The organism is Streptomyces sp. NPDC045021 (assembly GCF_056432645.1).
Genome location: NZ_JBWKIQ010000029.1, coordinates 1 through 25,454 on the forward strand (window position 1 = coordinate 1; position 25,454 = coordinate 25,454).

A 25,454-nucleotide genomic window follows, 5' to 3' on the forward strand; every position below is an offset into this window, starting at 1 on the left:
GTGGCGATGGCGTACAGCGTGTACGCGGTCGCCGCGGCGGAGTTCATGACGGCCTTCTACGAGCGGCTGTTCGCCGGCGACCGGGTCACCGACGCCGTGACCGCCGGACGGGCCCAATTGCGGTTCCACGACAAGCGGCCGTCGCTGAAGGGGATGCTGCCGCTGGCGGACTGGATGGTCCCCGTCCTCTACACCCGCAGCGAGGCGCGCTTCCCCGATCTGCACGCGGCCCGGAAATCCGGTGAGAACATCGGAGACATCCTGACCCGCATCCGTGAAGTGTCCGAGACCGGGCATGGTCATGATCTGGAGCCGGTTGACGAGTTCGTCGGCCGGGACGCGGACTTCTACACGTTGGACACCGCCGCCCGGCTGCAGCACGTCGTCGTGGTCCACGGGCCCGGGGGGACGGGGAAGACCGAGCTGGCGAAAGCCTTCGGTCGGTGGTGGCGCGACACCGGCGGCGTCGAGCAGCCGGAGTGGGTGATCTGGCACTCCTTCGAGCCCGGTGTTGCCTCGTTCGGCTTGGACGGCGTCATCACCCGCATCGGGCTGCACGTGTTCGGCGAGCAGTTCGCGCTCCTGGACGATGCGGACCGTCAGGCAGCGGTCGAGGAACTTCTTGCCGCCCGCAGGCTCCTGCTTCTCTGGGACAACTTCGAGTCCGTCCGCGACATGCCCGACCCGGGCCGGGCCACCCCACCCCTTCCCGAACCGGAGCAGGACCGGATGCGGGACTTCCTCACCCGTCTCGCCACCGGGAGTAAGAGCGCGGTGGTCATCACCAGCCGCACCTCCGAGGCCTGGCTGGGACCCGACGTGCGCCGGATCGCACTGGGCGGGCTGCAGAGCAAGGACGCCACCGCCTACGCCGAGCAGGTCCTGGCCCCCTATCCCGCGGCTGGCCCGCACCGTCAGACCACGGCGTTCGCGGACCTCATGAAATGGCTGGACGGCCACCCGCTGAGCATGAGCCTGACACTCCCGCACCTGGAAACCACCACCGCCCGGCACCTCTTGAACAGCCTCCAAGGCACCACCACCCCGGCCGCCGCGGCCGGTGACAGCGGCACCGGTGGTGACCGCAGGACGTCGCTGTCGGCGAGCATCACCTACTCCTTCCGCCACCTGAGCCCCGCCGACCAGCAAGCCCTGACCATCCTCAGCCTCTTCCACGCCGTCGCCGACACCAACGTCCTCGGTGCCTTCTCCAACCACTCGCAGACTCCGGAACGCTTCCGCGGCCGTACCGGTCAGGACTGGGCGCAGTTACTGGAACGGGCGGCGGGCGTGGGGCTGCTGGCCCCGCTCGGAGCGAATATGTTCCGCCTCCACCCCGCCTTGCCCGCCCACCTTGCCGCGCACTGGCGCACCAGCACACCCGGCACGCACACCGACGAACAAGCCAACGCCCTCCAGGCCCTCGTTCTGGCCTATGCAAGCTTCAGCACCTGGCTGTCGACGCAGATAGTCGGCGGTAACGCCCAGCTCGCGTTTGCTCTGGTCAGGTATCAGCAGCGGATGCTGGGAGCCATCCTCGGCCACGCCCTGATCCACCGGCAGTGGGCGGAAGCCGAGAACATCATCGCGCCGCTGGACGACTTCTGGGACATGCAGGGAGCGGTGGAGGAAGCACGGTCCTGGACAGACCGCGTCCGGCTGGCCGTCGAAACCCCCGACGGCGCCCCGCCGGCCCCGGACACCCCCGCCGGCAACCTGTGGATGTTGGTGACCATTTCCCAGGCCAACCGGCAGCTTACGGCCGGGCAACTCGACCACGCCGAAAACGCCTACCGCACCATCCTCCGCGCACTCGCCAATCAGGTCACCAGCGCCCACCAGCGCCCCGTCGTCGCTGTCCTCTACCACCAGCTCGGCAGGGTGGCCCAGCAACGGGGGCGGCTGGAAGACGCCGAGGACTGGTACCGCAAATCCCTCACCATCAAAGAGGACCTCGGCAACCGCCCCGGCATGGCCCTCAGCTACCACCAGCTCGGCATGGTGGCCCAGCAACGGGGGCGGCTGGAAGACGCCGAGGACTGGTACCGCAAATCCCTCACCATCCACGAAGACCTCGGCAACCGCCCCGGCATGGCCCTCAGCTACCACCAGCTCGGCATGGTGGCCCAGGACCGGGGGCGGCTGGAGGACGCCGAGGACTGGTACCGCAACTCCCTCACCATCCACGAAGACCTCGGCAACCGCCCCGGCATGGCCGGCACCTACCACCAGCTCGGCACAGTGGCCCAGCTTCGGGGGCGGCTGGAGGACGCCGAGGACTGGTACCGCAAATCCCTCACCATCAAAGAGGACCTCGGTAACCGTCCCGGCATGGCCCTGACCTACCACCAGCTCGGCATGGTGGCCCAGGACCGGGGGCGGCTGGAGGGCGCCGAGGACTGGTACCGCAAATCCCTCACCATCGAAGAGGATCTCGGTAACCGCCCCGGCATGGCCATCAGCTACCACCAGCTCGGCATGGTGGCCCAGGACCGGGGGTGGCTGGAGGACGCCGAGGACTGGTACCGCAAATCCCTCACCATCGAAGAGGAACTCGGTAACCGCCCCGGCATGGCCGGCACCTACCACCAGCTCGGCATGGTGGCCCAGGACCGGGGGCGGCTGGAGGACGCCGAGGACTGGTACCGCAAATCCCTCACCATCACCGAAGACCTCGGCGACCGCCCCGGCATGGCCATCAGCTATGCGCAGCTGGGCCTGCACGCCGAAGCCCGGAACGACACCGATCAAGCGCTGGCCTGGACGATCAGGTGCGTTGCCCTGTTCGAGGAGGTCCCGCATCCCAGGACCGGTACGGGCCCCGACCACCTCCGCCGGCTGACCGCGCGCCTGGGCATCGAAGCCGTGGAACGCGCCTGGCAGAAGGTGACAGATAGCCCGCTGCCCCCCCGCCGTCCGCGCGTATCTTCTCACCACCCCCACCGACTGACCAATACATGTCAAGGGGGCCGGTATGAACGACCCCGTCACGCAAGGTGCCCGAGCAGCCGCCCAACGCCTCACCACCCCGGCACATCCGAATCTTCTCCACGAGGTGGAAGCGGCCCTCCACGACCGCGGTACCAGTCGCGGACCGGACGTGTACACCGACCCAACCGCCCTAAGCGGCCTCATCGTCAGCATCGCCACCCTGGCCTGGGCGGTGTACAACGACATCCGCAGCCGCAGCTCAACGGCTCCCACGCCCGACACCGTCGCCCGACGGGTTCGCCACCACCTCGACCAAGCCGAATCCCCTGCGCCCCCACTGGATCCCGCCGAACGCGACCGCATCATTGACACCACCGTCGAAGAGACCCTCAGCGTCGCCCCGGAGCCGGACCCCGAGCACCTGTAACGTCCTCATCCCGCTCCACTGGTGGTCGAGCTGGTCCGGCACGGTCGGCGGACTGCCCGGTGCCGTCCCGGTCCCCTACCTGCCGATGATGACGGGCGTGGTGGTGGAGATCGAGGCCGATCAGGAACGCCCCACCGAGTTCGGCCGGTTCCGCCACCGGCCGCGGGTACTGCGGGGGCGCGGCGACATAGTGCCGACCGATCTGGCCGCCGACCGGTGTTCCTGCCGCCAACGGGTGCAGGCGCGGGTCCGGGGTTCCCGGCGGCCTAGCCGGGGCGGGCGGCCAGGTAGTGCGACCAGCTGCCTCCGGCCAGGGCGGCCCAGCGCTCCGCCGTGCGGGGCGCGATGCCGAGCCCCGCGCGTTCTCCCCGCCCAGCGTGAGCAGGTCAAACGCCACGTATGACAGGTTGACACCGGTCGGCGCCGGCCGGCCGGGCTGACACTTCTGCAACGCAGAGAAGTCCATCCGCCCGTTGGCCGACGCGACCAGTTCGCCGTCCAGGATCGTCCCGGGGCCGAGCTGGGCCAGTGCGGCAGCCAGGTGCGAGAAACGGGCGGTCATGTCGCGCCCCTGGCGGGACTGCAGCCGAGCCTCGCCGGAGACGGGATCGACGATGCAGGCCGCCCTGTAGCCGTCGAGCTTGACCTCATACCTGGCCCCGCCGGGCATGTCGCCCGGCCGGGGCACCGTCGCCACCGCCGTGGGACGCATCAGCTCCACGATCTCGGCCATGCCTCCACTCTGCGCCCCGAGCAGGGAAAACGCTGTGGCCGACAACGATGGCCGCAACATCTGGCGGGCACTCTTTCGGGTCCGACGCGCGGCCCGGGTGCAATCGCTGAACCCAGCTACGGCATGTAGATCGTCATGAAGGACTCCCTGAAACGACGGCGAGCATGGGCCCGCTGCGCCCGCACGGCACAGCGCTACGGCACGGGCGTCCTGGTCGTGGTGGCCGCAGTCGTGCTGTTGCCCGGCCTGCCCTGGCTGGTGTGGAAGGGCCCGTATGTGCTGGACGCCCAGTACATCGACACGAAGAAAATCGGTGACGGGACCGGGTCGGCGGCGCTGGTCACCGGGCTGCGGACCGCACTGGTGACCTGCATCGCCGCTCTGGGCGCCGGGATCGCGCTGTTCTACACCGCCCGCGGCTACCGGCTCAACCGCCGGGGCCAGGTCACCGAGCGTTTCACCAGAGCCCTGGAGCGGCTCGGCTCCGACCGCATCTACGTGCGGATCGGCGGCATCCTGGCGCTGGAGCAGATCATCCAGGACGCCCCCGAACAGGCCACCGACGCCGCCCGGGTCCTGGGCCACTTCATCCGCGACCAAGCACCCAGCTGCCGGAAGCCTGCCCCGTCGGAGCCGGACAGCGAGCCCTCAGTAACAGGAGCAGCCCGCGGCGTCCGGTACTTCGCCCGGCACCGCGCTCCCGTCCACCCCCGGTCCAACCTGCCGCCAGCGCCGACGGCAGACCGTCCCTTCACACCAGCGGCGGACGTCCAGACGGCCCTCACCGCGCTCACCCGTCGCGCCTCACGCATCCACGTCGACCGGGACGAACTCCTCAACCTCAACGGACTACACCTCACTGGTGCCGACCTGCGCGGTGCGGACCTCACTGGTGCCGACCTGCGCCGTGCAGACCTCATCTGCGCGGACCTGCACAGGGCGAACCTCACCGGCGCCGACCTGGGCGGGGCGGACTTGCGTGGGGCAAGGGGTCTGACGGGCGAGCAGGTGGCGGTGGCGCGCCTCGACGAGAGGACGCGGCTGGCCCGCCGGCCTCGTGGTCCCGGAGGCGCCTGCGGCCGGCTGAGGCCACGGAGGGCTTGCGATCGCCCGCGGCGGTTCACCCCGGATAACCTCCCCTCCTGGTGACGCCCGGGATGCCCCGGGCGGCCCGACCCCCCGTGCGTCTAGGCAGGCTGGACCCGTTCTGTAACACGGCTGGGGTAGATCGAGCTTGCTGACGATACTTTCGGCCTGCGGGGTCAGTTGACGTGGCGCCGGACGACTTCACGTCCGCATCAGAAGGGATCCTCATGACTTCTCACCTGCGACGTGCTGCGGCTGTCGCTGTGCTCGTTTTGGCCTCAGCTGTCGTTGCGCCGGCCGCTCACGCAGCTGTTACCGCAGATGACGGAACCCCCGGCATCCAGAAGCTCAAGAAGCCCAAGAAGCTCAAGCGGATCTGGATCGAGCGCAACAATCTCGGCCCGGAGACCGTGAGGGAAAACGAAGTGCTGATCGAGAAGTTCACCGATGCCCTGAACAGCATGCCGGATTTCCAGCCTTTCAGGTGACTGAGCCGGGCCCGGAGGTCATGGCGAGGGTTTCGTCGTACGCAGCGAGGGTGCGGTAGAGGGTGGAGCGGCCGACGCCGAGGTGACGGGACGGCTTCCGCGTTGCGGTCGCCGCGGCGTCGGCCGTCCCGGAATCGGTCGTTTCCGGGACGGCGGACACTCGCTCTGCTCGAAGACCTCGCCGCAGCCGACATGGTCGGCTGCGGCGACATCATCGACCGCTTCCACGACAACGTGCTCTACAGCCTGCGGATGCTCCCAGAACCGTCACCGTCTACTGACATCCCTGATGTCGCCGACCACTGACGTGCAGTGTCGCCACCCGCTGACATAGCGATGTCGTTCGACAGCAGCGCGCGGCGGGACACGGTCCGCCCGCCGACTCTGGACCCCGGATAAGCTCCCCATATCCGGAGTCCAGAACGGGCACTCATTCACGGCGTGCGGGACGGCTCATGTCAGATCATCAGACAGCGGTCGAACCGGTCACCGCCGAGCCGGCCGAGGCCACCGTCGTCACCTCGGTGATGTCGGCGGCACCGGTCCGGCCGGAGGAATTCGACGAGGCGACCCGGGCCGCGCTGGACCACATCGACGCTCAGGCCGTGCGCGTGGTCGCCGACGGCCGCCCTGGGCGCACCCGCACCGGCTACGCCCAGGACTGGGCGACCTGGACGAAGTTCGCCGCCGCGTCCGGCGTGCCGCTGCTCGCCGTTACCCCCGGCACCCTGGTGATGTTCGTGGAATGGCTATGGCCCCAGCCCGGCGCCAGGCCCGGCACGTTCACCGCGCCGTCGACCATCGACCGCAAGCTGTCCGGCACGGTCGTGTCCGTCCGCGACGAGCACGGCGTGACACATGAGGAAGGCGTCGCCCGCCGCGCCCGCAACCGGCTCAAGCAGCTGGTGAAGGAGATGGAGAAGACCGGCGAGCAGCGCGGCCGGGGTCAGGCCCCGCCGCTGCTCGTCGAGCACCTGGTGAAGATCAGCGCCGCCTGCCCGGATAACCTCAGGGGCATCCGGGACCGCGCCCTGGTGCTCATGCACTTCGCCGTCGCCGGCCGCGAGCACGAACTCGCCTTCAACCGGGTGCGTGACTACGCCGAAACCCCCGGCGGCATCCAGGCCGACCTGCGCGTGTCCAAGGTCCGCCCCCGCGTCGTCCCGGTCCCGTACGGCTCGCGCCCGTCGATCTGCCCGGTCCGGGCCTGGCAAGCGTGGAGGGACGCGGCCGGCCTCACCGATCCGGACGGCTACGCCTGGCGCCGCCTGCACAACCGCTGGCACACCGTCATGGACAGCGGACTGCAGCCCGAGTCCATCGGTGACATCGTCACCCGGGCCGGTGAGCGCGCGGGGATCGAGATCCGTTTCACCGGCCACAGCCCCCGTCGCGGCCTCGCCACCTCCTCCCGGCTGAAGGGCCACGACCAGATCGTCATCGCCAAGCAGGGCGGCTGGGCCCCGCACTCCAAGGTGCTCGCCGGCTACCTCGAAGTGGTCGACCAGTGGGAGGACAACGCCCTGCTCGGCGTGCTGTAAGGCCCTCACCGATTGGCGCGGCCAGCGCGAGAGTGGGGTACCGACGACCTTGCAAGGCCAGCCCCGTGGTCATCTGGCAAAGGGGGATGGACCGACGGCTACGCGTCTGCATGGAGACGCGCAGCTGCTGCTGCCGTCCTTTGGGAAGCGCAAGGTGATTCGATCGCTTTCATGTACTTGGGAACGAAATTCTATGACCTGCCCCTTTGGGGATTCGTAGGCGTCGTCCTTGCTGCACTGAGCATTTGGGTGTCTGTTCTATGGCATGCCGCTGGCTGCGCCACTGCTCAACGCTTCGCCTGACGTCCGCGGTCGCGTAGTGGTGACCTTCAACGACACCGAACTCAAGCAGGCGCATCACGTGGAAGTACACCTCCTGACGAGAGGCAATCGGGACATCGCCTCCGCAGACTTCGATCAGGGAAGGCCGCTGGTGCTGGACGTGGGGGCCCGCATCATCACCCTGCTCACGCCGCCCCGGGTGACGCCAGCGAGCGCCGAGGTGCCGAACGTCAGGTTCGATGGCACGACGCTGCTCATCGAGAAGTGTCTGATCAAGAGTCGGGAGCGGATCGCACTGTCGCTTCTGGTCGATGGAGAGTCCCCTCGCCTGACCTGTCCGACTTCTCATGTAATCAACGTCAGGATGAAGAAGTTCACAGGGGAGGGCGAGCCGCCAGTCGGCCTGTGGCCAGGGATTACGACAGGGCTCGGCCTAGCTGCGCTCGTCCTGAACGTTGTGGGAATCGCGATGCATCAGATCAAGCCCTCTCTTGATCAAGAAAATTGGTTCCATGGCTTCAGACTGTTCGCCGCTTGGCTGTTCTTCCTGTGGCTGGCCTCGGTACTGACACACTTTGTGCTGCGACTCGCTGCTAAGCGTCGCCCATAGCTCTTGCACGGGTCTGGTGCAGGTTCGGGTGACAGGTCTGACCTGCCACACGTCCTGGGCTCCAGTTCTGGTGGCTGACTGACAGTCCTTCACGGAAGGCTGGCAGTCATGCCTCGTCCCTATCCTCCGGAGTTCCGGGCGCGTGCCATCGCGCTGGTCCGCGCCGGCAAGCAGGCCAAGCAGACCGCGGTCGAGCTCGGCATCCATCCCGTCACGTTGTCGAAGTGGTTGCGGCAGGACGACATCGACAACGGGCGGCGAGCGGGAACACCTAGCGAGTCTGCTGAGTTGCGGGCCGCTCGCCGACGGATCCGTGAGCTGGAAACCGAGCTGGGGATCGTCCGGCAGGCGGCGAAGTTCCTCGGCGAGGACAAGCCCCGCCCAAAAGGCTCTACCCGGTGATCGACCGACTCGCCCGGGGATCATGATCTACCGATTGTTCTCTCTCCAGACTCGTGCAGCTCCCATTGACCAGTAGACCGCGAGAGAGGCGTTCGTCTCCCGCAGGTGCTGGTCTCCCGGAGTTGGCGTGTGCTCTGCTTTGTTGGCGTGCTCGCGTGCTTTATTCACGAAAGCCGTGTAGTCCTCTTGCCATGTCATGTGGGGTACTCCACTTCCAGCATGGACGCGATGCGGGCAGACGGCCTGGCGCTTGCGGCCGAATTGGGGGAGGAAGGTGTCGTTCTCTTGCATAACGATCAGCTAGCCACAAATTCCCCCACCTGCCAAACCGTTTGGCCAGACTGCCGACCTCGGTTTTCTCGCCCTCGATCCTGAGAGGCTCCCATCGATTGATGTCAGGGTGCGGGAGGCGCGTAGGTGATGCCGACGTCGCCAGCGGACGTCGCGGCGAGAGCCACCACCTTCCAGATCACTTCGGGGATGCCGTCACGGGGCCCGTCGCAGGCGTCGTTCAGGAGGCTGCGCCGTCCAGGGCTGCTCGCGGGGCGACGCGAACTCCACCAGGGCGTGGTAGGCCACGAGGTCTGTGCCGTCCCGGGTGAGGATGAGCGTGCCCGCCTGGAGGTGAAGGCCGACCTCCACTTGAGGGTCCTCCTGCGTCACGATGGGTTCGCCGGTGGCGCTCAGCTCCATGCTGCTCTCCAATGGGAAGGCGGGATCGTCTGCCGAGCATCGCAGTCGACTGTCTCCCGTGGGCGCCGCTTGTCCAGCACACCGACGTGCGTGCTGGCACACTCGTGATCCATTCGGGACGGGGCGGAAACGGTGGTACGCAGGGAACGTCGGAAGCCTCAGACGGGGCGCGGCCAAGGTGTGCACCCCTCGGCGGCGCGCTGAGTGGTGTCACTTCCTCCTGAGGATCAGACGGAGGACAGCGAGGGCCCGTTCGCGGACGTCGGGATCCGGGTGGATGCCCATGACCGCCAGGGCGGCCACCAAGGCTATTGCCAAGGTTGGGGCTTGGAGCGTGTTGACCATCGCGACTCGCTTCCTTGTGTGGGTTTCCTGCCAAGAAGATAGGGGCCGGTGTACCCCATTTTCGGTAGCCGCAGGTGGCTCTCCCCCTTGTGCCGCAATCGATCTCCACGTGCCTCGGTCAGGTCCCTTTGGTCAGAGGGGAGTGTGCTCGCAAAAGCCCGCAATGAGCCTTCGACCGTTGAGCAGGCGCCAACACACGTTCTCGTCCGTTTCCGCAGGCGGAATCGGTCCGATGGGCTGCCGCAGAGGGGGCGGCGGGGCGCCTCACCAGTGCCTCACCCGAGGTACCCCGCCGTCCCATCGCACTACCGTCTCGGGCTCGAAGAGGATCCGGCTCCTGGAGCGGGAAGCTCCCCAGGGGCCCCAGACAGCTCTCCAAGGACTCCGTACGACAAGACCGCGACGGCGACGGCGGCGCAGAGAGCGGGAGCCAGGTCCTCATTCCTCTTCCTGATCTCTCTCAACGCCAAGGCTCCGAACACGAGGGCCACAATGATGAGCACGGGCGGCATGAGACTCCTGTCGTTCGTGGGCCTGCCTCACCGCTGGTCCCGCCAAGAACTGGGCGGGGGGCAGGCCACTCCTCGCCCGCACCCATGTGGGAGCAGGCTCCGGCCGCACTCGCTGATGCTCGCCAGCCTCACACTGGAGGGCCGAATGCCCAGCAAGCTACGCGTGCTTCATACGCCGTGGGTGTCGTCCAGCACGATTGTGGAATCGTGCGGGCCCGGCCTCGTCGTCCAGCAACGATCGTGGAATCGTGCGCGCCGGGCTTCGCTCCTCCGGGGCTTCTGAGAAGTCCAGCCCCAGCCCCAATCCAGTCCACTTGGGGGGCGTAATCGGTCGTCTTAGCCCCCTCCGGCCGATCGAGGTGAGACGAACGAAACGGGCGCATCGGTGAGCCGATCCGATCCTGTCCAATCCGGGTTACGCCCCGCTATTTCGCCCCACGAATGGTGACCAGGGCGACTGCCTCTCAAGCCGATCCGCGTCCCCTTCCAGGCCTGCACCGGCCACCGCTCACATATCCGGGCTCAAGCGGTATTGCTACCCGGGAGACCGGTTTCGGGGCCCGGGCAACCGCGTTGCACCACCGGTTCAGTGACGGTCTCGCATGCGGGGCGGAGCAGGTACGGGTCTCACCCCTTGTGGCGCGGGGGTGGACGCGGACAGGACGGGAGTGTGCCGGGGCCGGGGGTTAGCCGCGCAACCCCCGGGCACGCAGGCGCTGACCTGCCCGTTCGGCTAGTCGTGCCGAGAGATGAGCGGCCGTCCTGCGGCTGGCGGGACATCAGCGGAAAGCGGCTGCTCAGCTGCGCGCGGCAGGGCCCAAGGCGATGCGCCGGGCCTGTTCGTCGTGGAGGCGCTTGGTCTTGTAGCGGACGCGTTCGCCGAAGGCGGCGGGGTCCGGGGCGCCGGTGTGCGCGGCGGCTTCGGCCCGGGCTAGGGCCCGCTCCAGCTCCCCGCGGACCATACCGAGCTGGCGCCGGCGGGCCTCGCCCACACCCAGGTCCTCAATGAGCCCGGCGAGCGCGGTGATAGCGGGGAACTGCGGAGACGTCGGCACGGGCGCGATTCTCCCGTACCGCCGCCCCGCCCGCCGCAGGATGGGTCCGTTCCCGCACGAAGCGCCCTCGGCTCCGGTGCCGGGGGCCGAGGAACAGTCGAACGGAAACCGGCGCTTGTACTCTCTGCGCCCAGCCGCGCAGCGGAGGCTCTCCTAGATAAGGGCTCCGATGATCGCCAGTACGGCCCCGGCCGCAGCGAGCCAAAGACCCAGCGCCTCCACGGCCAGGCCATCCGCCATGGCCGAGTCGATAGCCTTGCGGAGCTTGTCTGCCTCCTCATCCACGGTCCCGCCGAGGCGGCTAACCGCAGCGCGGCGCTCTCGGCCCTCTGTGGCCAGGCTCTGCCCGAGGCGACCCGTCTCCTCCTGAAGCCAGATCACCCGCTCGACAACGAACTGCTCGCGCTGCGCAGCGGTGGCGTCCGGCGCAGGTGCCGCCACCACGTGCGCGTTGAACGCCGCTCCTGCTGCACTTGCCGAGCTGACCATCGTGGCGGTTACTGCGGTAGTCGGCAGAGGCTTGAAGATGCGACACAGGGCGCCGAACCACTTCTTCGTCCAGCCCAATGTCCCGGGCTGTTCGGGCGCACGTTCCAGCCTGGTTCTGCGGACGCCGAAGCCCGCGACTCCCAGGCCGCCGAGCTGGAGGCACCCGCCGATGACTGTAAGGACAGTGCCAGCGGTCATAGGCAGACGGTAGAGGTGGAGCAGCAGTTCACGCGGCAGGCACGACTCAAGGGCAGCCGCGCGGGCGAACCGAGGGTTGAGGAGGACTGAGGAACACCGCCGTCAAGACGTGCAGTATGCCCTGCCGGGTCCGATGCCGCAGACATCCCACGCGGCTAACGCGTCAAGCGGCCAGGGCTGGGATCTTCGATGACTGGTCGGGGAATGCCTTCGCCTCGTCGTAGGGCTGGTCGTGCTGGAGGCAGAAGTAGAGCATGCCCATGAACCGGTTGAAGAGGTTTCGTTGTGCGGCGGTGTGCCGGTCCCCGGCCTCTCGGCGCCGCTCGTAATGGGCTCTGCCTCCTGGTGATTTCGTCAGGGATGAGAAGGCCCAGACGTAGCCCACGGCGGCCAGGCGTTGGTTCTTGACCTTCCGACTCATGACCACGCAGCTCTTGCCACTGGCCCGGGTGACCGGTGCGCTGCCCGCGTATGCCTTCAGTGATCCGGCGCTTGTGAACCAGGACCGGTCGTCGCCGATCTCGGCCAGAACTCGGGCTCCAGATAAGGAGCCCAAGCCCGGGAAGCTGGTGATGACTGACGCGTCGGGATGCTCGTCGAAGGCTTCGGTGCAGGCAACTTCGAGCTGGTCAGCGTTGCGGCAGGCGGTGTCCAACTGTCGGACGAGCGCGCTGGTTTGATGGCCGAAGGCCGCTTCGACCTGCGGAAGGTGGTGCATATAGTCACGCTGGAAAACCTCGTGGAGCCGCTCGGCCTCGGCCTCGATGCCGCGGACGCGGCCGGCCCGCTTGAGCAGGGACCGCAGCTGGCGGCGCGTGAGCTGGGCAGCTGCTGTCGGTATCGGGGCGGCTGCCAAGATGGTGCGGGCCTCAATGGAATACAGGCCGAAACGGTGCTCTGCGAAAGCGGCCAAGATCGCCGGATAGAACTCGCGCAGCTGCGATCGGAGTCTGTTCTGTGCTTGGCCGCGGTCCCAGACCGCGTCCTGCTGAGCTCGTGCAAGGACGGCGATGGCCCGGGCCAGTTCCGAATCCGCGGGCATCGGCCGGTGCATATCCATGTCAACCCGCAAGATGTTGGCCAGAGCCGCGGCGTCCACTGCGTCGGACTTCCGGCGCGCGACACTGTGGCGGTCCCGGTAACGGGCGACCGCGAGCGGGTTGATCGCATAAACGGGCCGTCCGGTGGCCCGCAGGCGGGCGACCAGCAGCCCGCGGGACGTCTCGATCGCGACGGGGATGCGGTAGCTCTCGCAGTCACCATGCTCAGCCAGCAGTGCGATGAGCTGGGTGAATCCGGCCGTGTCGTCGCTGATCCGCAGTTTGGCGAGCTGCTTTCCGCACGCATCGACGACGGCGATGTCGTGGTGGTCTTCGGCCCAGTCCACCCCGCAGAACACCGGTGTCGGTAACCCGGCAATGTCCATCTCTGCCTCCTTAACCTCATGCCTATATACAGGCCAGAGCTTTAGCAGGGTGCGCGTGCTCCCTAATGGAAGTGCTCGAGGCACAACATCCCACTAAGGGTTGTCCGTAAATGATCTTCGGCTGGTTGCGGGCGTGGTGGGTAGCTGGTCTGGCTGTTCGTCTATCCGGCGAGGTTGAGGTTGTGCAGGCGGGCGATGCCGAGGATGGCGTGGTGGACTCCGTCGCCCTTGAGTCGGCAGTCGCGGAGGATCTTCCAGGTCTTCATGCGGGCGAAGACGTGCTCGACGCGGGCGCGGACTTGTTTGTGGGACGTGTTGTGGGCTTGTTTCCAGTCGGGTAGTTCTTCGCCTTTGCGGCGGCGGCGGTGGGGCATCACGAGCCCGGTGCCCGGGTAGCCGCCGTCGGCGATCGTCATGGTCCTGCCGACGGCGGCCTTCGCGCCGGACTCCTCCCACGCCTTGCAGTCGTTGCGGTTGCCGGGCAGGGGCCGGCCGACCACCACAACGAGCCGGGTGTCGGCGTCGATGACGATCTGGTGGTTCGTGGAGTACCGGTAGTTTTTGGACTGTGCGGCGATGGTGTGGTCGCGGGTCGGCACCAGGGTGCCGTCCACGATGAGCACGGTGTCTTTGCGGAATCGCTGACGTGGCTGGAGCGCGAGCGAGGGGCCGAGATGGTCGATGATCCGGTCGGCCGCAGACTTCGAGATACCGAACAGCGGGGCAAGCTGGCGCATCGTCAAGTTCGTGCGCCAGTAGGCCGCCACCAGCAGAACCCGGTCCTGAAGCGGAAGGCCCCACGGCCGGCCCTTGCGGACCGGATCGGCCCCTTCGCGGCGCAGTGCCGTCACCAGCTTGCCGAAGGAACGCGGACTGAGCCCGGTAAACGGGGCTATCCAAGATGGCTCCGACGCCGTGATCACACCAGACACTGCAAGATCATCTCACCCGTGACCAGCAGTTACGGGACAGGCCTAAGCCGTTCGCAATCCCAGCTGGCCGCATGGCCCTCGGTCTTCGGCAGAGCTGGACGCTCATGACTTTGGAGAGGTGATCCACACGGTCGGCTCAGGCCACGACCAGAGAACCGGAAGCAGTTGTTCAGAAAGAAGCGAAGTCCGGCAGTTGCACCTGAATGTGCAGGCTGTGGCTGACGGGGAACAGACACGGATCGGTCTGTGGCAAGGGTTGAAGACCCGGATAACAGGAAGACCTCGTGCCTGTGCCGCCTGAAGCGAGCCCCGCGGCCTGTCGAGAGAGCTCATGGCTCCCGATTCGGATAGCAATGCCTCGCTTCAGCGCCCATTAGCCTCGGGCTTTCGTGACGAGGGACGTCCGGAGAACGATCGATGCGGGTCGATGGCTTGTGACCTGGGTTGCGGTGCTCGGGTTGGGGACAGGAACCGCGGGGCACTTGGTAGGTGCTACGCGGAGAAGTCCCAGTCGTCGGTCTCCCGCATCCGTCGGTCCTCCTCGCGCCAGGATTCGAAGGTGGGCGGGTCGATCGTCAGCTGGGCGTTGAGGGGCGGCGTGATGTGCCCGCTGACCAGGTAGACGAGGAAGTCGACCATGCCGAGGTCGTAGTCGTGCCAGCTCTGGGAGCGGGTAAGGACAGCCACGGTCCAGTGGTTCGGATCGGCGTCCGTGCAGCGCCAGAGGAAGTCATCGCCTCCCTCGTTTGTACCCCAGCGCAAGAGGTCGTCCGAGGGCGGGTAGGGGCGTTCGTAGACCAAGTGGTCAACGTAGGGGTAGCCGACAAATGGCGGAGTCGCGATGCTCAGCGAGTCGCTGAGCGCGCCCATCCCATAGGCAGCAAGGAAGTCCCGGTAGTCGTTGGGGAGGCGCCATCCGAAGTTCGCGTGCACCTGGTCCCAGTCCACCATGTCGCCGCCCTCGGGAGGCGGAGGCACCAACTGAAGCAGCCGCTGGACCGCGTGATGCATCGCAACCTCCATGAAGGCCTCTGGCGGGCGGCACGGTCCTAGTCCAAGGACTGGCCGATCCGATAGAGAGTGCCGCTGAGCTGGGACAATAGGGCTTGTCAAGGATCCTATTCGTTGCCGAGCAAAAGGCACTTTCCAAGTGAGCAAGCGTATGGGGACGTATCCACGGGTCTGCGTCCGGGACGGCGGGGATGGGGCGGTCTCGCAGGCCGGTGGGGTGCTGCTGACGGAGACCGTCCGCAAGAGCGGCCTTGACACGGCGATATCGGAGGCGCTGGCGCCGTGGCGCAAGCCGCGGGCGGTGCACGATCCGGGCAAGGTGCTGTTGGACCTCGCGCTGGCGGTGGCGCTGGGTGGCGACTGCCTGTCGGACGTGGGGATGCTTCGGGCCGAACCCACCCTGTTCGGGCCGGTGGCCTCCGACCCGACCGTCTCGCGGCTGATCGAAACCCTGGCCATAGCCGGTCCCCGCGCGCTGACGGCGATCCGACGGACCAGGGCCCAAGTCCGCGAGCACGTCTGGAAGCTGGCGGGCGCCGATGCCCCCGACGCGAACAGGCAGGTGATCGTGGACATCGACGGGGTGCTGGTCCTGGCACACTCCGACAAGCAGGACGCCACCGCGACGTGGAAGAAGACCTTCGGGCACCACCCGCTGGTCGCGTTCGTCGACCACGGCCTCGCCGGGTCCGGAGAACCGGTAGCTGCTCTGCTGCGGCCCGGCAATGCCGGCAGCAACACCGCAGCCGACCACATCACCACCACACAACTGGCACTGGCCCAACTGCCCAAACAGCACCGGCGGGGCCGCTCGACCCTGATCCGCACCGACTCCGCGGGCGGCACCCACGAGTTCCTGGACTGGCTTACCGCGCGGGGCCGGTGGCTGTCCTACTCGGTCGGGATGACCATCACCGACGCAGTCCACCATGCCGTGCTGCAGGTCCCACAAACGGCCTGGACCCCGGCGGTCGAACCGGGTGGCCAGGTCCGGGACGGCGCCTGGGCGGCGGAGCAGCTCCGCAAAGAGGTCGGACTGGACCTGTCAGCCGTTCGCGCGGCATTAGTCGAACACCTTCGCGAACGCCTTCATGACATTGAACAGAACCTTGCCGAGGTGGAAAGCATGGTCCCGGACCTGCGTCCCGGCGACGGCATCAGAGTCGTTCAGACGCGCGACGACGACATCAAGGCCATCTTCAACCGTGAGGTGATGCGGGGAAGGAACTATCCGCATAGCGAGAGCGACCTTGTGGCCTGGCGCGAACGCACCGAAGTGCTCGCCGCCGTCGCTGACAAGCACCTGCTTTTCGCCGAGTTCGCTGCGATCGAGATGGAGTTCGAGAGCCTGGAACAGCAGGCTTGGAAGGCGGTCGTTGCGATCGACCATGAGATCCAAAACCAAGTAGACGCCTTCCTGGGCAAGTGACACGGCAGCCGCGTTGCGTCGTGACGGTGCTTCACCCGTCCGCGCCCTGTGTCCGGCGTGTCAGTTTTCGGCGGCCTGTGGCGGGAACGAAGCGCTGAAGGTGCAGATACAGCGGACGAATAGCATCAACCGCTGCGGCATCCTCGACGTCCCAGGACAACGCATTTCCTTCGATGTCTCGTGCCGAAGGAAGCGTTGGTGGCACTCACCCGGCCTTGAGCGTGTGGTGAAACCACGGATTACGATCGGTTAGAGGGTGGGCTCGCGTCGCTTGCGCGGCATGTACGGGAGCGCCTTGGGATCGAGCTGGCGGTTGTGTGGCATGTTGAGGCTTGTGAGCGAGGAAGACAAGGGCACTGTTACGGCGCAAGCCGAAGAGCACGACAACTTCGACGTAGCTGTCGTTTTCGTGCACGGCATCGGTTCCCAGGCGAGTGGTGCGACTCTGCTGACCTGGGCGGAACCGCTGCTTTCGCTGCTCACTCGCGTGGGCCCGAGCAACGGCTTCGTCACACGGGTGGCAACGGCGGATGCCCTGGTTGGCGATGCCCCTGAACTCACCTTTGAGATCACTCAGGGCGACGACGGCCGGCAGGTAACGTGGCTGCTGTCCGAGGCCCGTTGGGCGGAGGCGTTCCATCCGTCTCCGGCGTCGGATGTGCTTCGCTGGGCCGGTCGGTTTGCCTTGCGCGCGGCCAGGCGAGGGTTCGCCGCACTCTTCCGTCAGCTCTGGTTTTCGATCACCAAGCGCCTTTTGCCGTTCCTCCGCGAGATGGTCACCTCACGGAGATCCGGTTGCATCGGGTTGCTTCAGACATTAGGAATCGGCGTGGTCACACTGGCCTGCGCCGGCCCCTACCTTTTTTTGGTGCTAGCGCCGTATGTGCTGATGTTCCTCGTGTTGTTCTTCTTCCTACCTTTGCTGTTCGGCGTAGCTGTGGCTGCGGTCCTTGCCCTACTCGTCTTGCAGCGGGTTCCTCTTCTTGGCAAGAAGGTTGCCCCAGTCGTCGCAGGTCTCGTCACGTCGATTGGCGATGCCCAGGCATACCGCGACAGGGCGATTCAAGAGGCAGCGATGCGGCAGGTACTCCTGAAGCGTGTTGCCGACGCGTCCCACCGGGCCAGGAGCGTTGTCGTTGTCGCTCACTCCCAGGGCGCGGCGATCGCTTGTCGCACGTTCTTGGAGGGAGTCGCGCCGTGGCCCACGCACCTCGTCACGGTCGGCGCCGGTACAACTCTCCTCAACGAGAAGGACTCCGTTAGCCAGTGGCAATCGTTGAAGTGCCCGCCATGGACCAACATGTGGTCACCGCGCGACCTTGTTCCCGCCGGCCCCATGGGCGATAGCCCCCAAGCCGTACGCAGCAGATGGATGGAGACGGTCTGGCACCACACCGTCGGCGGCTTCGTCCGGGCGTCCCTTGACGGAGAGCGTGTACTGGGCTGGAGAAAGGAGACGGATCCTCCTGACTGCTGGCTGGGCAGCGACGACCTTGTCGTGCAAGCACGCAGTTCCCGCGGAAGGCGCCACGCTGCCTTCATGAACCCGGGTGGAGGCGCGGCGGAGGCCATCGCAACACCCGGACCGGTCACCGAACGGCTCCACTCACAGGAAGCCGGAGAAATTGCGGAGGCGCTCGTCGGTGCTACTGGTGCGCTGGTCCTCCTGCCACGTTCCCACGACTTTGTGGAGCCGGGGCCGGAGGAATGTCCCGTTGCCAATCGCTGGTCCGTGGTCCGGGATCACACGGCCTACGCCACCAACCTGACACAGGTCCAGTACCCGATTGCCCATGTGCTCCTGAACCTGTCTGAAGCGACGGCGGGGGCCCTGCCCGACCTGCTGCGAGACCCGTTACGACAGGTCGAGCGGTCGCACGTGGCTCGAGTGAGAGCACTGGCCATGTCCCGCTTGATTGCTGCAGTGAGTGCTGCTGCAGTCGTCTACCTGCTCGGCAGACTGAATGTCTGGACCCCACTGAGCAAGGCAGTGTCTTGGGCCGTGGGCCACTCCGAGGCAGGTGGTTGGGTACTGCACTCATTTGGTGACCGGCTTGTACCACTCACAACGCTCGCGTTGGTAGGTTTCGCGGCATTCGCGAGCATCAACGGTGTTCTGGCAGCAACCTGGAACGAATGGCATCGTCGGGAGAGCCTCCGGCTATGCGCCGAACCGACGGAGCTGCGCGTGCGTTTTGGGATAAGCGGGTGGCTGTTCATGACCCTCTCCGGGCTTGCCTTGATCTCCTCAGCCACCTACTGGGGCAAGCAGCTGTACACCAGTTCGTGGATTTCTATCTCTTTCGTGATGTTCCTGCTCGTTCCGGCATACTTTCTATGGACGCTGGCATGGCCATTATTTGGTATGTGCGCCCGCTCCGTGCCCGCACGCCGTGCCCGGGGCTTCACCGACCCTGAGCTTGATTGACCTCCGTTGTCTGTCGGGGCGGTCCCACAGCGATGTCGAGCAGTCGGCCACCAAGGAGGAGGCGGACGAGATCCTGGAACTGATGGACCGGTGCTCGACGGAGTGCTCATCGCTCCAGCGAAAACCGCAATCGACCGCGAAGCGGTTGGCGAAGAAGGCGGCCGCGGCAGCCACGAAGGCTGCGGGCACCAGGACAGGCCCGTAGCTCCGACCCCTGGTTTCCGGCGGTGCCTGACGCCGCCAGGGGTCGCTGCGCTACCGTCGAAGGCAGCAGCCCCCTCACCGCTGCACTGGAGGAGTCATGGCACGCATTACGTTCGACCCCGACGAAGTCGACGCCCTGCGCGCCTCTGCTCGCGACCACGCTGGCACCACGCCCCTCCTCGCCTACGTCCTGGAGAACATTGCCGCCGAGGGCCTCGACCTCGAGCACTGCACCCCCTACGAAGACCTCCAGGCCCGGTACGGACTCGGCGACACCGACAGCGCGCAGCAGCCCACCACCGGCGCGGCCTGATGCCCAAGCACGGCCCGTGGCGTGCCCGCGTCGTCTTCCATGACGTTGCCGAACGGCAAATCGAAGCGATGACGGACGCCGAGCGGGTCCGCCTGGACTTCGCGATCGTTGCCATCACCACGGATCCGGGTCTCGGCTTCCAGGCTGAGGGCCGGCTCGAGCGGGAGTTCTCCTACAAGGGCGCTGGTCGAACGTGTCGTATCCGGCCGCCCGGTCGCTCATGTCGCGGCCGAGATGGGGATCTCGCGGGGCCACCGCCCATAAGTGGATGCGGCGATGGCGGGCCGAGGGCGAGGCAGGGCTCCACGATCGCTCCAGCCAGCCCCTCAGGACACCGCACCGCACTCCCGCCCCGGTTGAGGCGAGGGTCTGCGAGCTACGACAGGCCCGCAAGCTGGGGCCGGCCCTGGATCGGCCCAATCCTGGGGCTGTCCGCCTCGACCGTCCACCGGATCCTGACCCGCCACGGTCTGCACCGTCTGGCCTGCCTCGACCGCCCGACCGGCACCGTGATCCGCCGCTACGAACGCGACCACCCCGGCGAACTCATTCACGTGGACGTCAAGAAACTCGGCCGCCGGGCAGCGGCTGGACGTGTCCCAGCACGCAATCGGTGTTGTCCTGCTCGCTCACGCTAGTACCTCCAGGTAGTTCAGGTGGGTGGTGTCGCCGAACCGGGCCAGGTGCAGCCGGGTGCCGTCGCCGGTCCAGGCGGACACGACGCGTTCGGTAGGGGGTGATCCCGTCGGGCCGGTCTGGCCGATGCCGGCGTGGGCGACGAGCAGCATCCGCTGCCCGACCGCCGCGGCGTTGATCTCGGTGAACAGGTCACGGACGCGGAACGCGACGTCGGCCGGCGACTCGCCGCCCGGCGGCCGGTAGTCCCATTCGCCGACCCAGGCGCGGCGCTCGGCCTCCTGCGGCGCCCGGTCGAGGATCACCTGCGGGGTGTGCAGTTCGAAGATGCCCATCTCCCGGTCCCGCAGCCGCTCGTCGACCAGCAGCGGCGCCGGCAGGTACCCGAGCGTCGCTGCGGTCTCGACCATGACCGACCAGGTCTGCCGGGTCCGCCGGTAGGTCGAGCCGACAACCAGGTCCGGACGGTGGCCTGGTGCGAGAGCGGCCAGCCACTGGCCGAGCGCCTTGGCCTGCTGCGTTCCCCCGCCGGACAGCGGCACCTCGGCGTCGGCGCCGGTCAGCGGTAAGTCAGTGGAGCCGATGCGTGCGGCCTCGGCGAACGCCACGTTCGCCGTGCTCTGACCGTGCCGCGCGGCGACAACCTGTGCCAGCGCTCGCGGGGCAGCCAGCCCCTGCGGCCGCGTCACCGGGTGCCTCCTGCCGCAGGGCCGTCGGCGCACTCGTCCTCGTCGTCGGTGCGAGTGAGCGGTCCGTATTCGCGGGCCAGTTCGCGCCAGGCCAGCGCCTTGGCGCAGCGGGCGTCGTGCTGGTGGGGGCTGTAGTTCGGCATGGTCCAGCTCCCGGTGCTGGTCGCGCGGATCCATACGTCGCCGTCGCCGTCGATGACGCTGTCCGGTGCGGGCGTCGGCTCGTCCTGGTCGGTCGGCGCCCAGGTCGTCTGGCCGGGGTGCTGGCTGCGCCGCAGTCCGGTTACGGCGATCTGCGCCGTGACGTCTCGGGTGCCGGTCGGGCTGTTCGCGACCTCCGGCAGTCGGTAGGCGTCGCCGAGGGTGGCCAAGTCGGGGACGCTCTGGCGCTTCCTCTTGGAGTTCTGCGCGACGGCCTTGGGGTGGGCGATGTCGTTGGCGAGTTCGCGCTGGGTGGCCGCGGTGGCCCAGTGCTGGTCGGCGATCGTGGGTTCGGCGACGGCGAGCTGGTCATAGACCTCGGCCTGGGCGGTGTGGGTGTCGGCCCACCGCCGGCGGGCGGCAGACCAGCCGTCGGTGCCCAACGCCTCCATGGAGGCGTGGAAGGCGACGGTGTTCGCCTTCTTCAGTTCGTCCAGGCAGCGGTGGAGTCTCCTGGCGGCGGCCCGGTTCGCGTCGGCGGCCTGCTGCTCGACCACGTTGCGCGGGTCGGTCGCGGCAAGCCCCGCGGTGACGGCGTGCGCCTCGGAAGGGACCAGGGCGGCGTACCACTTGTCGAGCTGGCGGGCGAGGTGGGCGGAGCCAAACTCTCCCGGGTGCCGACGGTGAAAGGTCACCGTCCAGCCCCACACGGGATTGCCCCACCGCTCGCTGGCGCTCTGCTTGGTGATGCCGGCCGCGGCGCCGATGTCGCTCCAGGTCGCGCCGCGCTCGGTCTCGACCACAACCGCCTTCTCCACGACGAGATCGGCGAAGCGGCGCAGTTCCAGCGCATCGGCGAGGAACGCGCCGTGCCCGGTGTTCCGCGCCTTCGGCAGGAGCGGGAACACCTGCAGCGCGGCATGGGCCAGGTGGTTGAGAGCGTCAGCATGGGCGACATAGGCCTCGTCGAGCGGGGCCAGGAGGGGGACCGGATTCAAGTTGGGGGGTAACTCCTGCAGTTTGTTGCCCTTGCGCTCATCCGTCATTTCGTCAAGCTATCCCTGACGAAAGAGCCCGTCAGGTAAACCCTGACGACAATGGGAAGTTGGCCGAATTGCGTCTTCGCGGCGAATCACGAGTTGGGTGCCTTGCCTGACGCCAGAGTCAACCATTTGGCCTAATTCTGCTGGAGACTCACGACTCCGCGCTCCCCATCGTTGCCGGTCAGAAGGATTGCCCTCGGCTCGTGTACACGGGCAGCGCTTGCGCCAAGGGCCCGTTGGTGGCTTCGTAGCAATTGAGATGCTTGTGGCAAGGGCCTCAGGATCCTTTGCTCCTCTACCCCTGGAGCCGCTCACTCCGAGTAGCGCCCGGCGTGCGCCTGCCATCTTCCCCAGGCGACGAGGAGTACAGACCAGAAGCATCTCGGATCAAGAGGAGAAAGAAATGCCAACTGTCAGCGGACCCATACTCGACAAGTGGAACTCAACGAGCGCAGCCCAAGGCCCGTTGGGTCAGCCGACGTTCGATCAGCACGATGATGCCGGAGGGGGAACGGTGCAGGAATTCCAGGGTGGGGTGATCGCCTTTCACCCCGCGGTGACCGGCGCCTCGGTGGTCGGCGGCATGATCCTGGACGAGTGGAAATTGCTGGGGAGTGGCAAGTGGGGCTACCCGACGTCTGACGAACAGGCAGCCGCGGACCAGACGGGCCGTACACAAACGTTCCGGTCTATCCAGGATGGACAGCCTGAGGGGTCGATCGTCTTCCACTCCGACTTCGGGGCCCACTCACTCCAAGGGGCGATCCGGCAGAAGTGGCAGGCACTCGGCACGGTGACCGGCCAGCTGCGCTACCCGAAGGCCGACGAGAAGGATGCTGCCGTGGCGGCCGGATTCAGGAGTTCGCTGGCGGAGCGATCGCGTGGCACCCCACGATCAACGAAGCTTTCTCAACATTCGGGTTGATCCGAGACCGTTGGATGGCGGTCGGCGGACCCGAGTGGGGCTACCCCGCCACCGATGAGACGGGCACCCCGGACGGTCGAGGACGTTTCAATGACTACAAGACGGTGCAGCTTGGGGGCGCCCTCGCATCCATCTACTTCACCCCTGAACACGGCGCTGTGGAGGTCGTCGGCGCGATGTGGCATTTCTGGGCCAACCAGAACTTCGGGCAGGGGCTGATGGGATATCCCGCCTCCGAGGAGGGCGACCCCAATGGGATCCGAACCCAAAGGTTCGAGCACGGCAAGCTCATCTGGCAGACGGACGTCGGGGTGTCGTCCCAATTGAATTGAGCTGAGGCGACGTGCGCCCCGCGCCTTTGAGTTCAAGGCGACGCGGTCACGGCAATCGCCTGCGCCAACCGCTCCCGAGGGAGCTCCACCCGGCACAACTCGACGTCTACCGCCTCCCGCCCATCTATGCAAGCAGGCCAGACCTGGTGTTGAACCGGTGGATCACGCCGCGGACGGTCTCCTCGTCCGCCGCCACTCAGACGCTGTCTGCCAATGCACCTTAACCCGATCGAGGGGACGACCATGGACATGCACCACGGACATCAAACCCATCACGATGGCGATGCGACCCTCGGGTCCCATGGCATGCTGCTTGTCGGCGGAGAAGTGCTCTATATGTCGCATCTACCGATGTTCATGCCTCCGCACAATTTCCAGGTCATCCTGCAGGTGGGTGTGGACGAGGCCGTCGGCTCGGTGCTCCGCTCCCATCAGCATGTCGTTCCCGAAGAGCCCTACGACACGTTCGTTCCCGAAGATTTCCCCATGAGCGAGCTCGATCCGCGCGGCGCCGGCCCGCGGCGCACGTCGATGACCGGCAAAATCTTCTGCGGTCACTTCGAGCGGGAGGGGGGGCAGCACCCGCCGCTCGCCGAACGCACCGTCGTGACCGTCCAGAACGTCGTGCACTTCAACCAGCTCGATGTGCAGGCGGAGCACCGGGACGACAGCGATCTGTCCTACCTCTGCTTCGGCCGCGGAGGGCAGTTGCACCTCGCGCACCACATCACCGCGGCGCCCGACTTCGACCAGGTGCTCACCGTCCGCGCCGTCCCCGGCACCGCGACCAACATGCTCGGAGAGCGGCTGCCCGACGACGCGGCCACCTTGGCGAAGTTCTTCGGGGAGCGCTTCGTCGTGGCCGAACCGGTCGACATTGGCGGGCGGAGCGACGGCCCCGACCATCGGGTGGTTCCCCCCGAAACTGTTGATGGGACGTTCTTCGCCACCGCGCCGCCGAGCGGCTTCCACGGATTCGCCGTGCAACTGGAGGCCGAGCGGGAGGTGTACATGGAGACCGGGGACCTAGCCAAGCCCAAGCAGCCTCAGGGCTGAGCCCCGACGCCGGCCGCGGGCCCAGGCAACTCAGGCGGCTTGTGCGAGTCGGGGTCCCTGGGACGAGCACCGAGCCGGCCCAGCACCCTGCGCCAAGGTGGTGCCAGCTGCTGGACGCCATCCGCTGGGAGCGGCTTCCCGGCCGACAGGTCCCGCGTCCTCCCGATTTGTCAATAGGCCGCGAGATTGTCCACCGAAGAATGAAAGGACAGAGACATGATCCAGGCGTATCTGCGCAGCATCCATTGCCATGAGGAGACCGACGAGGTCGGGGCCGACGAGCCGTACGTGCTCGTCACAGCGGTGAACCTCGCGTCTTCCGTCAACGTCGCTGGGTTCCCGGTCCCGCTGCCAGCCTTCGACGTGGTCCGCTACGGGTTCGACGATGTGGACGATGAGGAGACACATGACGCCCCTGGCGCGTCGCAGTCATTTTGGGGGATCAACGGGCTGCCGGCCCCGCTGACCGACCCGGACAACGCCATCTTCATCGTCGGTCTGATGGAGAATGACGACGGCGACCCGGAGGCCCTACGCGGGATCGTCAAAGGTGTGGTCGGCGGGTCGGTGCTCGGCAGCCTCACCGCCAGTCGCGCGGACAAGGTCACGGCGCTGATCCGTGACATGAACTCTGCGATGGGCACGCCGACCGGCGCTCCGAACTTCGACGACAAGATCGGGATCGGCGAGCTGCGGTTCTCGGCCGACGAGCTGCGGCGAGCCGAGGCGGGCGAGGTTGTCCGAGCCACGATGGACATCAACGGCGACGGCGGCCGCTACGAACTCGCCTTCGAGGCCCGCAACACCGGGTGGCAGGGGTTCGAGCTGGCGCCTGCCGGCAGCGGGTCGACGACCGGGTCGGTTTCGGCGGTCTCGCGGATCCCGGGCAGCATGGAACTCTGGTGGATCGGTGCTGACGGGTCGGTGCAAGCCGCCTACTGGTACGAGGGTGCCGCCTGGGCGCGCTACGAGCTGGCGCCTGCCGGCAGCGCGTCGACCAGCGGGTCGGTTTCGGCGGTCTCGCGGATCCCGGGCAGCATGGAACTCTGGTGGATCGGTGCTGACGGGTCGGTGCAAGCCGCCTACTGGTACGAGGG

The 25,454-nt window shown here is 67.2% G+C and carries 20 protein-coding genes and 3 pseudogenes; 14 read left to right on the forward strand and 9 right to left on the reverse strand.

Annotated elements, in window-relative coordinates:
* Positions 1-3,300, forward strand: a 3,300-nt coding sequence (locus AC07DC_RS41245; protein ID WP_478920090.1) for a tetratricopeptide repeat protein, incomplete at its 5' end; no start/stop codon positions are given.
* Positions 3,301-3,320: 20 nt separating this feature from the next.
* Here the strand turns inward: AC07DC_RS41245 and AC07DC_RS41250 are convergent.
* Positions 3,321-4,091 (reverse strand): ATP-dependent DNA ligase, encoded by a 771-nt coding sequence (locus tag AC07DC_RS41250; protein WP_478920091.1) that lies wholly within the window; start codon positions 4,089-4,091, stop codon positions 3,321-3,323.
* Between the two features lie 135 nt (positions 4,092-4,226).
* On the opposite strand from AC07DC_RS41250, the gene AC07DC_RS41255 reads away from it, so the two are divergent.
* The 5 genes and pseudogenes from AC07DC_RS41255 to AC07DC_RS41275 form a co-directional block, all read left to right on the forward strand.
* The gene (locus tag AC07DC_RS41255; RefSeq protein WP_478920092.1) at positions 4,227-5,240 is read left to right on the forward strand and encodes a pentapeptide repeat-containing protein; all 1,014 of its coding nucleotides are present in this window, start codon (positions 4,227-4,229) and stop codon (positions 5,238-5,240) included.
* Positions 5,241-5,404: 164 nt separating this feature from the next.
* Complete coding sequence (locus AC07DC_RS41260; RefSeq protein ID WP_478920094.1) at positions 5,405-5,665, forward strand: hypothetical protein; 261 nt, start codon at positions 5,405-5,407, stop codon at positions 5,663-5,665.
* Positions 5,666-6,120: 455 nt separating this feature from the next.
* The gene (locus tag AC07DC_RS41265; protein ID WP_478920095.1) at positions 6,121-7,206 is read left to right on the forward strand and encodes a site-specific integrase; all 1,086 of its coding nucleotides are present in this window, start codon (positions 6,121-6,123) and stop codon (positions 7,204-7,206) included.
* Between the two features lie 265 nt (positions 7,207-7,471).
* Positions 7,472-8,098, forward strand: coding sequence for a hypothetical protein (locus AC07DC_RS41270; RefSeq protein ID WP_478920097.1), 627 nt, complete (start codon positions 7,472-7,474; stop codon positions 8,096-8,098).
* A gap of 108 nt (positions 8,099-8,206) precedes the next feature.
* A pseudogene (locus tag AC07DC_RS41275) lies at positions 8,207-8,511 on the forward strand (transposase); the annotation flags it as partial.
* 475 nt (positions 8,512-8,986) lie between these two features.
* Here the strand turns inward: AC07DC_RS41275 and AC07DC_RS41280 are convergent.
* The 6 genes from AC07DC_RS41280 to AC07DC_RS41305 all read right to left on the reverse strand — a co-directional run bounded on the left by AC07DC_RS41280 (position 8,987) and on the right by AC07DC_RS41305 (position 15,161).
* Positions 8,987-9,193, reverse strand: coding sequence for a hypothetical protein (locus AC07DC_RS41280; protein ID WP_478920098.1), 207 nt, complete (start codon positions 9,191-9,193; stop codon positions 8,987-8,989).
* A 1,654-nt stretch (positions 9,194-10,847) separates the two neighbouring features.
* Positions 10,848-11,105 (reverse strand): hypothetical protein, encoded by a 258-nt coding sequence (locus AC07DC_RS41285; RefSeq protein ID WP_478920099.1) that lies wholly within the window; start codon positions 11,103-11,105, stop codon positions 10,848-10,850.
* Positions 11,106-11,258: 153 nt separating this feature from the next.
* Complete coding sequence (locus AC07DC_RS41290; protein ID WP_478920101.1) at positions 11,259-11,792, reverse strand: hypothetical protein; 534 nt, start codon at positions 11,790-11,792, stop codon at positions 11,259-11,261.
* Between the two features lie 163 nt (positions 11,793-11,955).
* Positions 11,956-13,218, reverse strand: a complete 1,263-nt coding sequence (locus AC07DC_RS41295) for an IS110 family RNA-guided transposase (RefSeq protein WP_478920102.1) — start codon at positions 13,216-13,218, stop codon at positions 11,956-11,958.
* Positions 13,219-13,379: 161 nt separating this feature from the next.
* Positions 13,380-14,150, reverse strand: a complete 771-nt coding sequence (locus tag AC07DC_RS41300; protein WP_478920104.1) for a transposase — start codon at positions 14,148-14,150, stop codon at positions 13,380-13,382.
* A 492-nt stretch (positions 14,151-14,642) separates the two neighbouring features.
* On the reverse strand, positions 14,643-15,161 hold the full coding sequence (locus tag AC07DC_RS41305) for an SMI1/KNR4 family protein (protein WP_478920105.1): 519 nt from the start codon (positions 15,159-15,161) through the stop codon (positions 14,643-14,645).
* A 151-nt stretch (positions 15,162-15,312) separates the two neighbouring features.
* Here AC07DC_RS41305 and AC07DC_RS41310 point away from each other — a divergent pair, with 151 nt between their 5' ends.
* The 4 genes and pseudogenes from AC07DC_RS41310 to AC07DC_RS41325 form a co-directional block, all read left to right on the forward strand.
* The gene (locus tag AC07DC_RS41310; protein WP_478920127.1) at positions 15,313-16,590 is read left to right on the forward strand and encodes an IS1380 family transposase; all 1,278 of its coding nucleotides are present in this window, start codon (positions 15,313-15,315) and stop codon (positions 16,588-16,590) included.
* 334 nt (positions 16,591-16,924) lie between these two features.
* Positions 16,925-19,018, forward strand: coding sequence for a hypothetical protein (locus AC07DC_RS41315; protein WP_478920106.1), 2,094 nt, complete (start codon positions 16,925-16,927; stop codon positions 19,016-19,018).
* 301 nt (positions 19,019-19,319) lie between these two features.
* Complete coding sequence (locus AC07DC_RS41320) at positions 19,320-19,535, forward strand: hypothetical protein (RefSeq protein ID WP_478920107.1); 216 nt, start codon at positions 19,320-19,322, stop codon at positions 19,533-19,535.
* 144 nt (positions 19,536-19,679) lie between these two features.
* Positions 19,680-20,110: pseudogene (locus tag AC07DC_RS41325) on the forward strand (helix-turn-helix domain-containing protein); the annotation flags it as partial.
* 54 nt (positions 20,111-20,164) lie between these two features.
* Here AC07DC_RS41325 and AC07DC_RS41330 read toward each other — a convergent pair.
* Both AC07DC_RS41330 and AC07DC_RS41335 read right to left on the reverse strand, forming a co-directional pair.
* Positions 20,165-20,860 carry a histidine phosphatase family protein gene (locus AC07DC_RS41330; protein ID WP_478920108.1) on the reverse strand — a complete coding sequence of 232 codons (696 nt, stop codon included), beginning with the start codon at positions 20,858-20,860 and terminating at the stop codon, positions 20,165-20,167.
* A complete protein-coding gene (locus AC07DC_RS41335) occupies positions 20,857-22,047 on the reverse strand; it encodes a hypothetical protein (RefSeq protein ID WP_478920109.1) in 1,191 nt (396 codons plus the stop codon). Before AC07DC_RS41335 ends, AC07DC_RS41330 begins: the two co-directional genes overlap by 4 nt.
* 400 nt (positions 22,048-22,447) lie before the next feature.
* On the opposite strand from AC07DC_RS41335, the gene AC07DC_RS41340 reads away from it, so the two are divergent.
* From AC07DC_RS41340 to AC07DC_RS41355, 4 genes and pseudogenes are all read left to right on the forward strand, one after another.
* The gene (locus tag AC07DC_RS41340; protein ID WP_478920110.1) at positions 22,448-22,969 is read left to right on the forward strand and encodes an LGFP repeat-containing protein; all 522 of its coding nucleotides are present in this window, start codon (positions 22,448-22,450) and stop codon (positions 22,967-22,969) included.
* On the forward strand, positions 22,939-23,301 hold the full coding sequence (locus AC07DC_RS41345) for an LGFP repeat-containing protein (RefSeq protein ID WP_478920129.1): 363 nt from the start codon (positions 22,939-22,941) through the stop codon (positions 23,299-23,301). Before AC07DC_RS41340 ends, AC07DC_RS41345 begins: the two co-directional genes overlap by 31 nt.
* 243 nt (positions 23,302-23,544) lie before the next feature.
* Positions 23,545-24,357: a hypothetical protein gene (locus AC07DC_RS41350; RefSeq protein ID WP_478920111.1), complete on the forward strand. Its 813-nt coding sequence runs from the start codon at positions 23,545-23,547 to the stop codon at positions 24,355-24,357.
* 216 nt (positions 24,358-24,573) lie between these two features.
* Positions 24,574-25,454 (forward strand): annotated as a pseudogene (locus tag AC07DC_RS41355) (hypothetical protein); the annotation flags it as partial.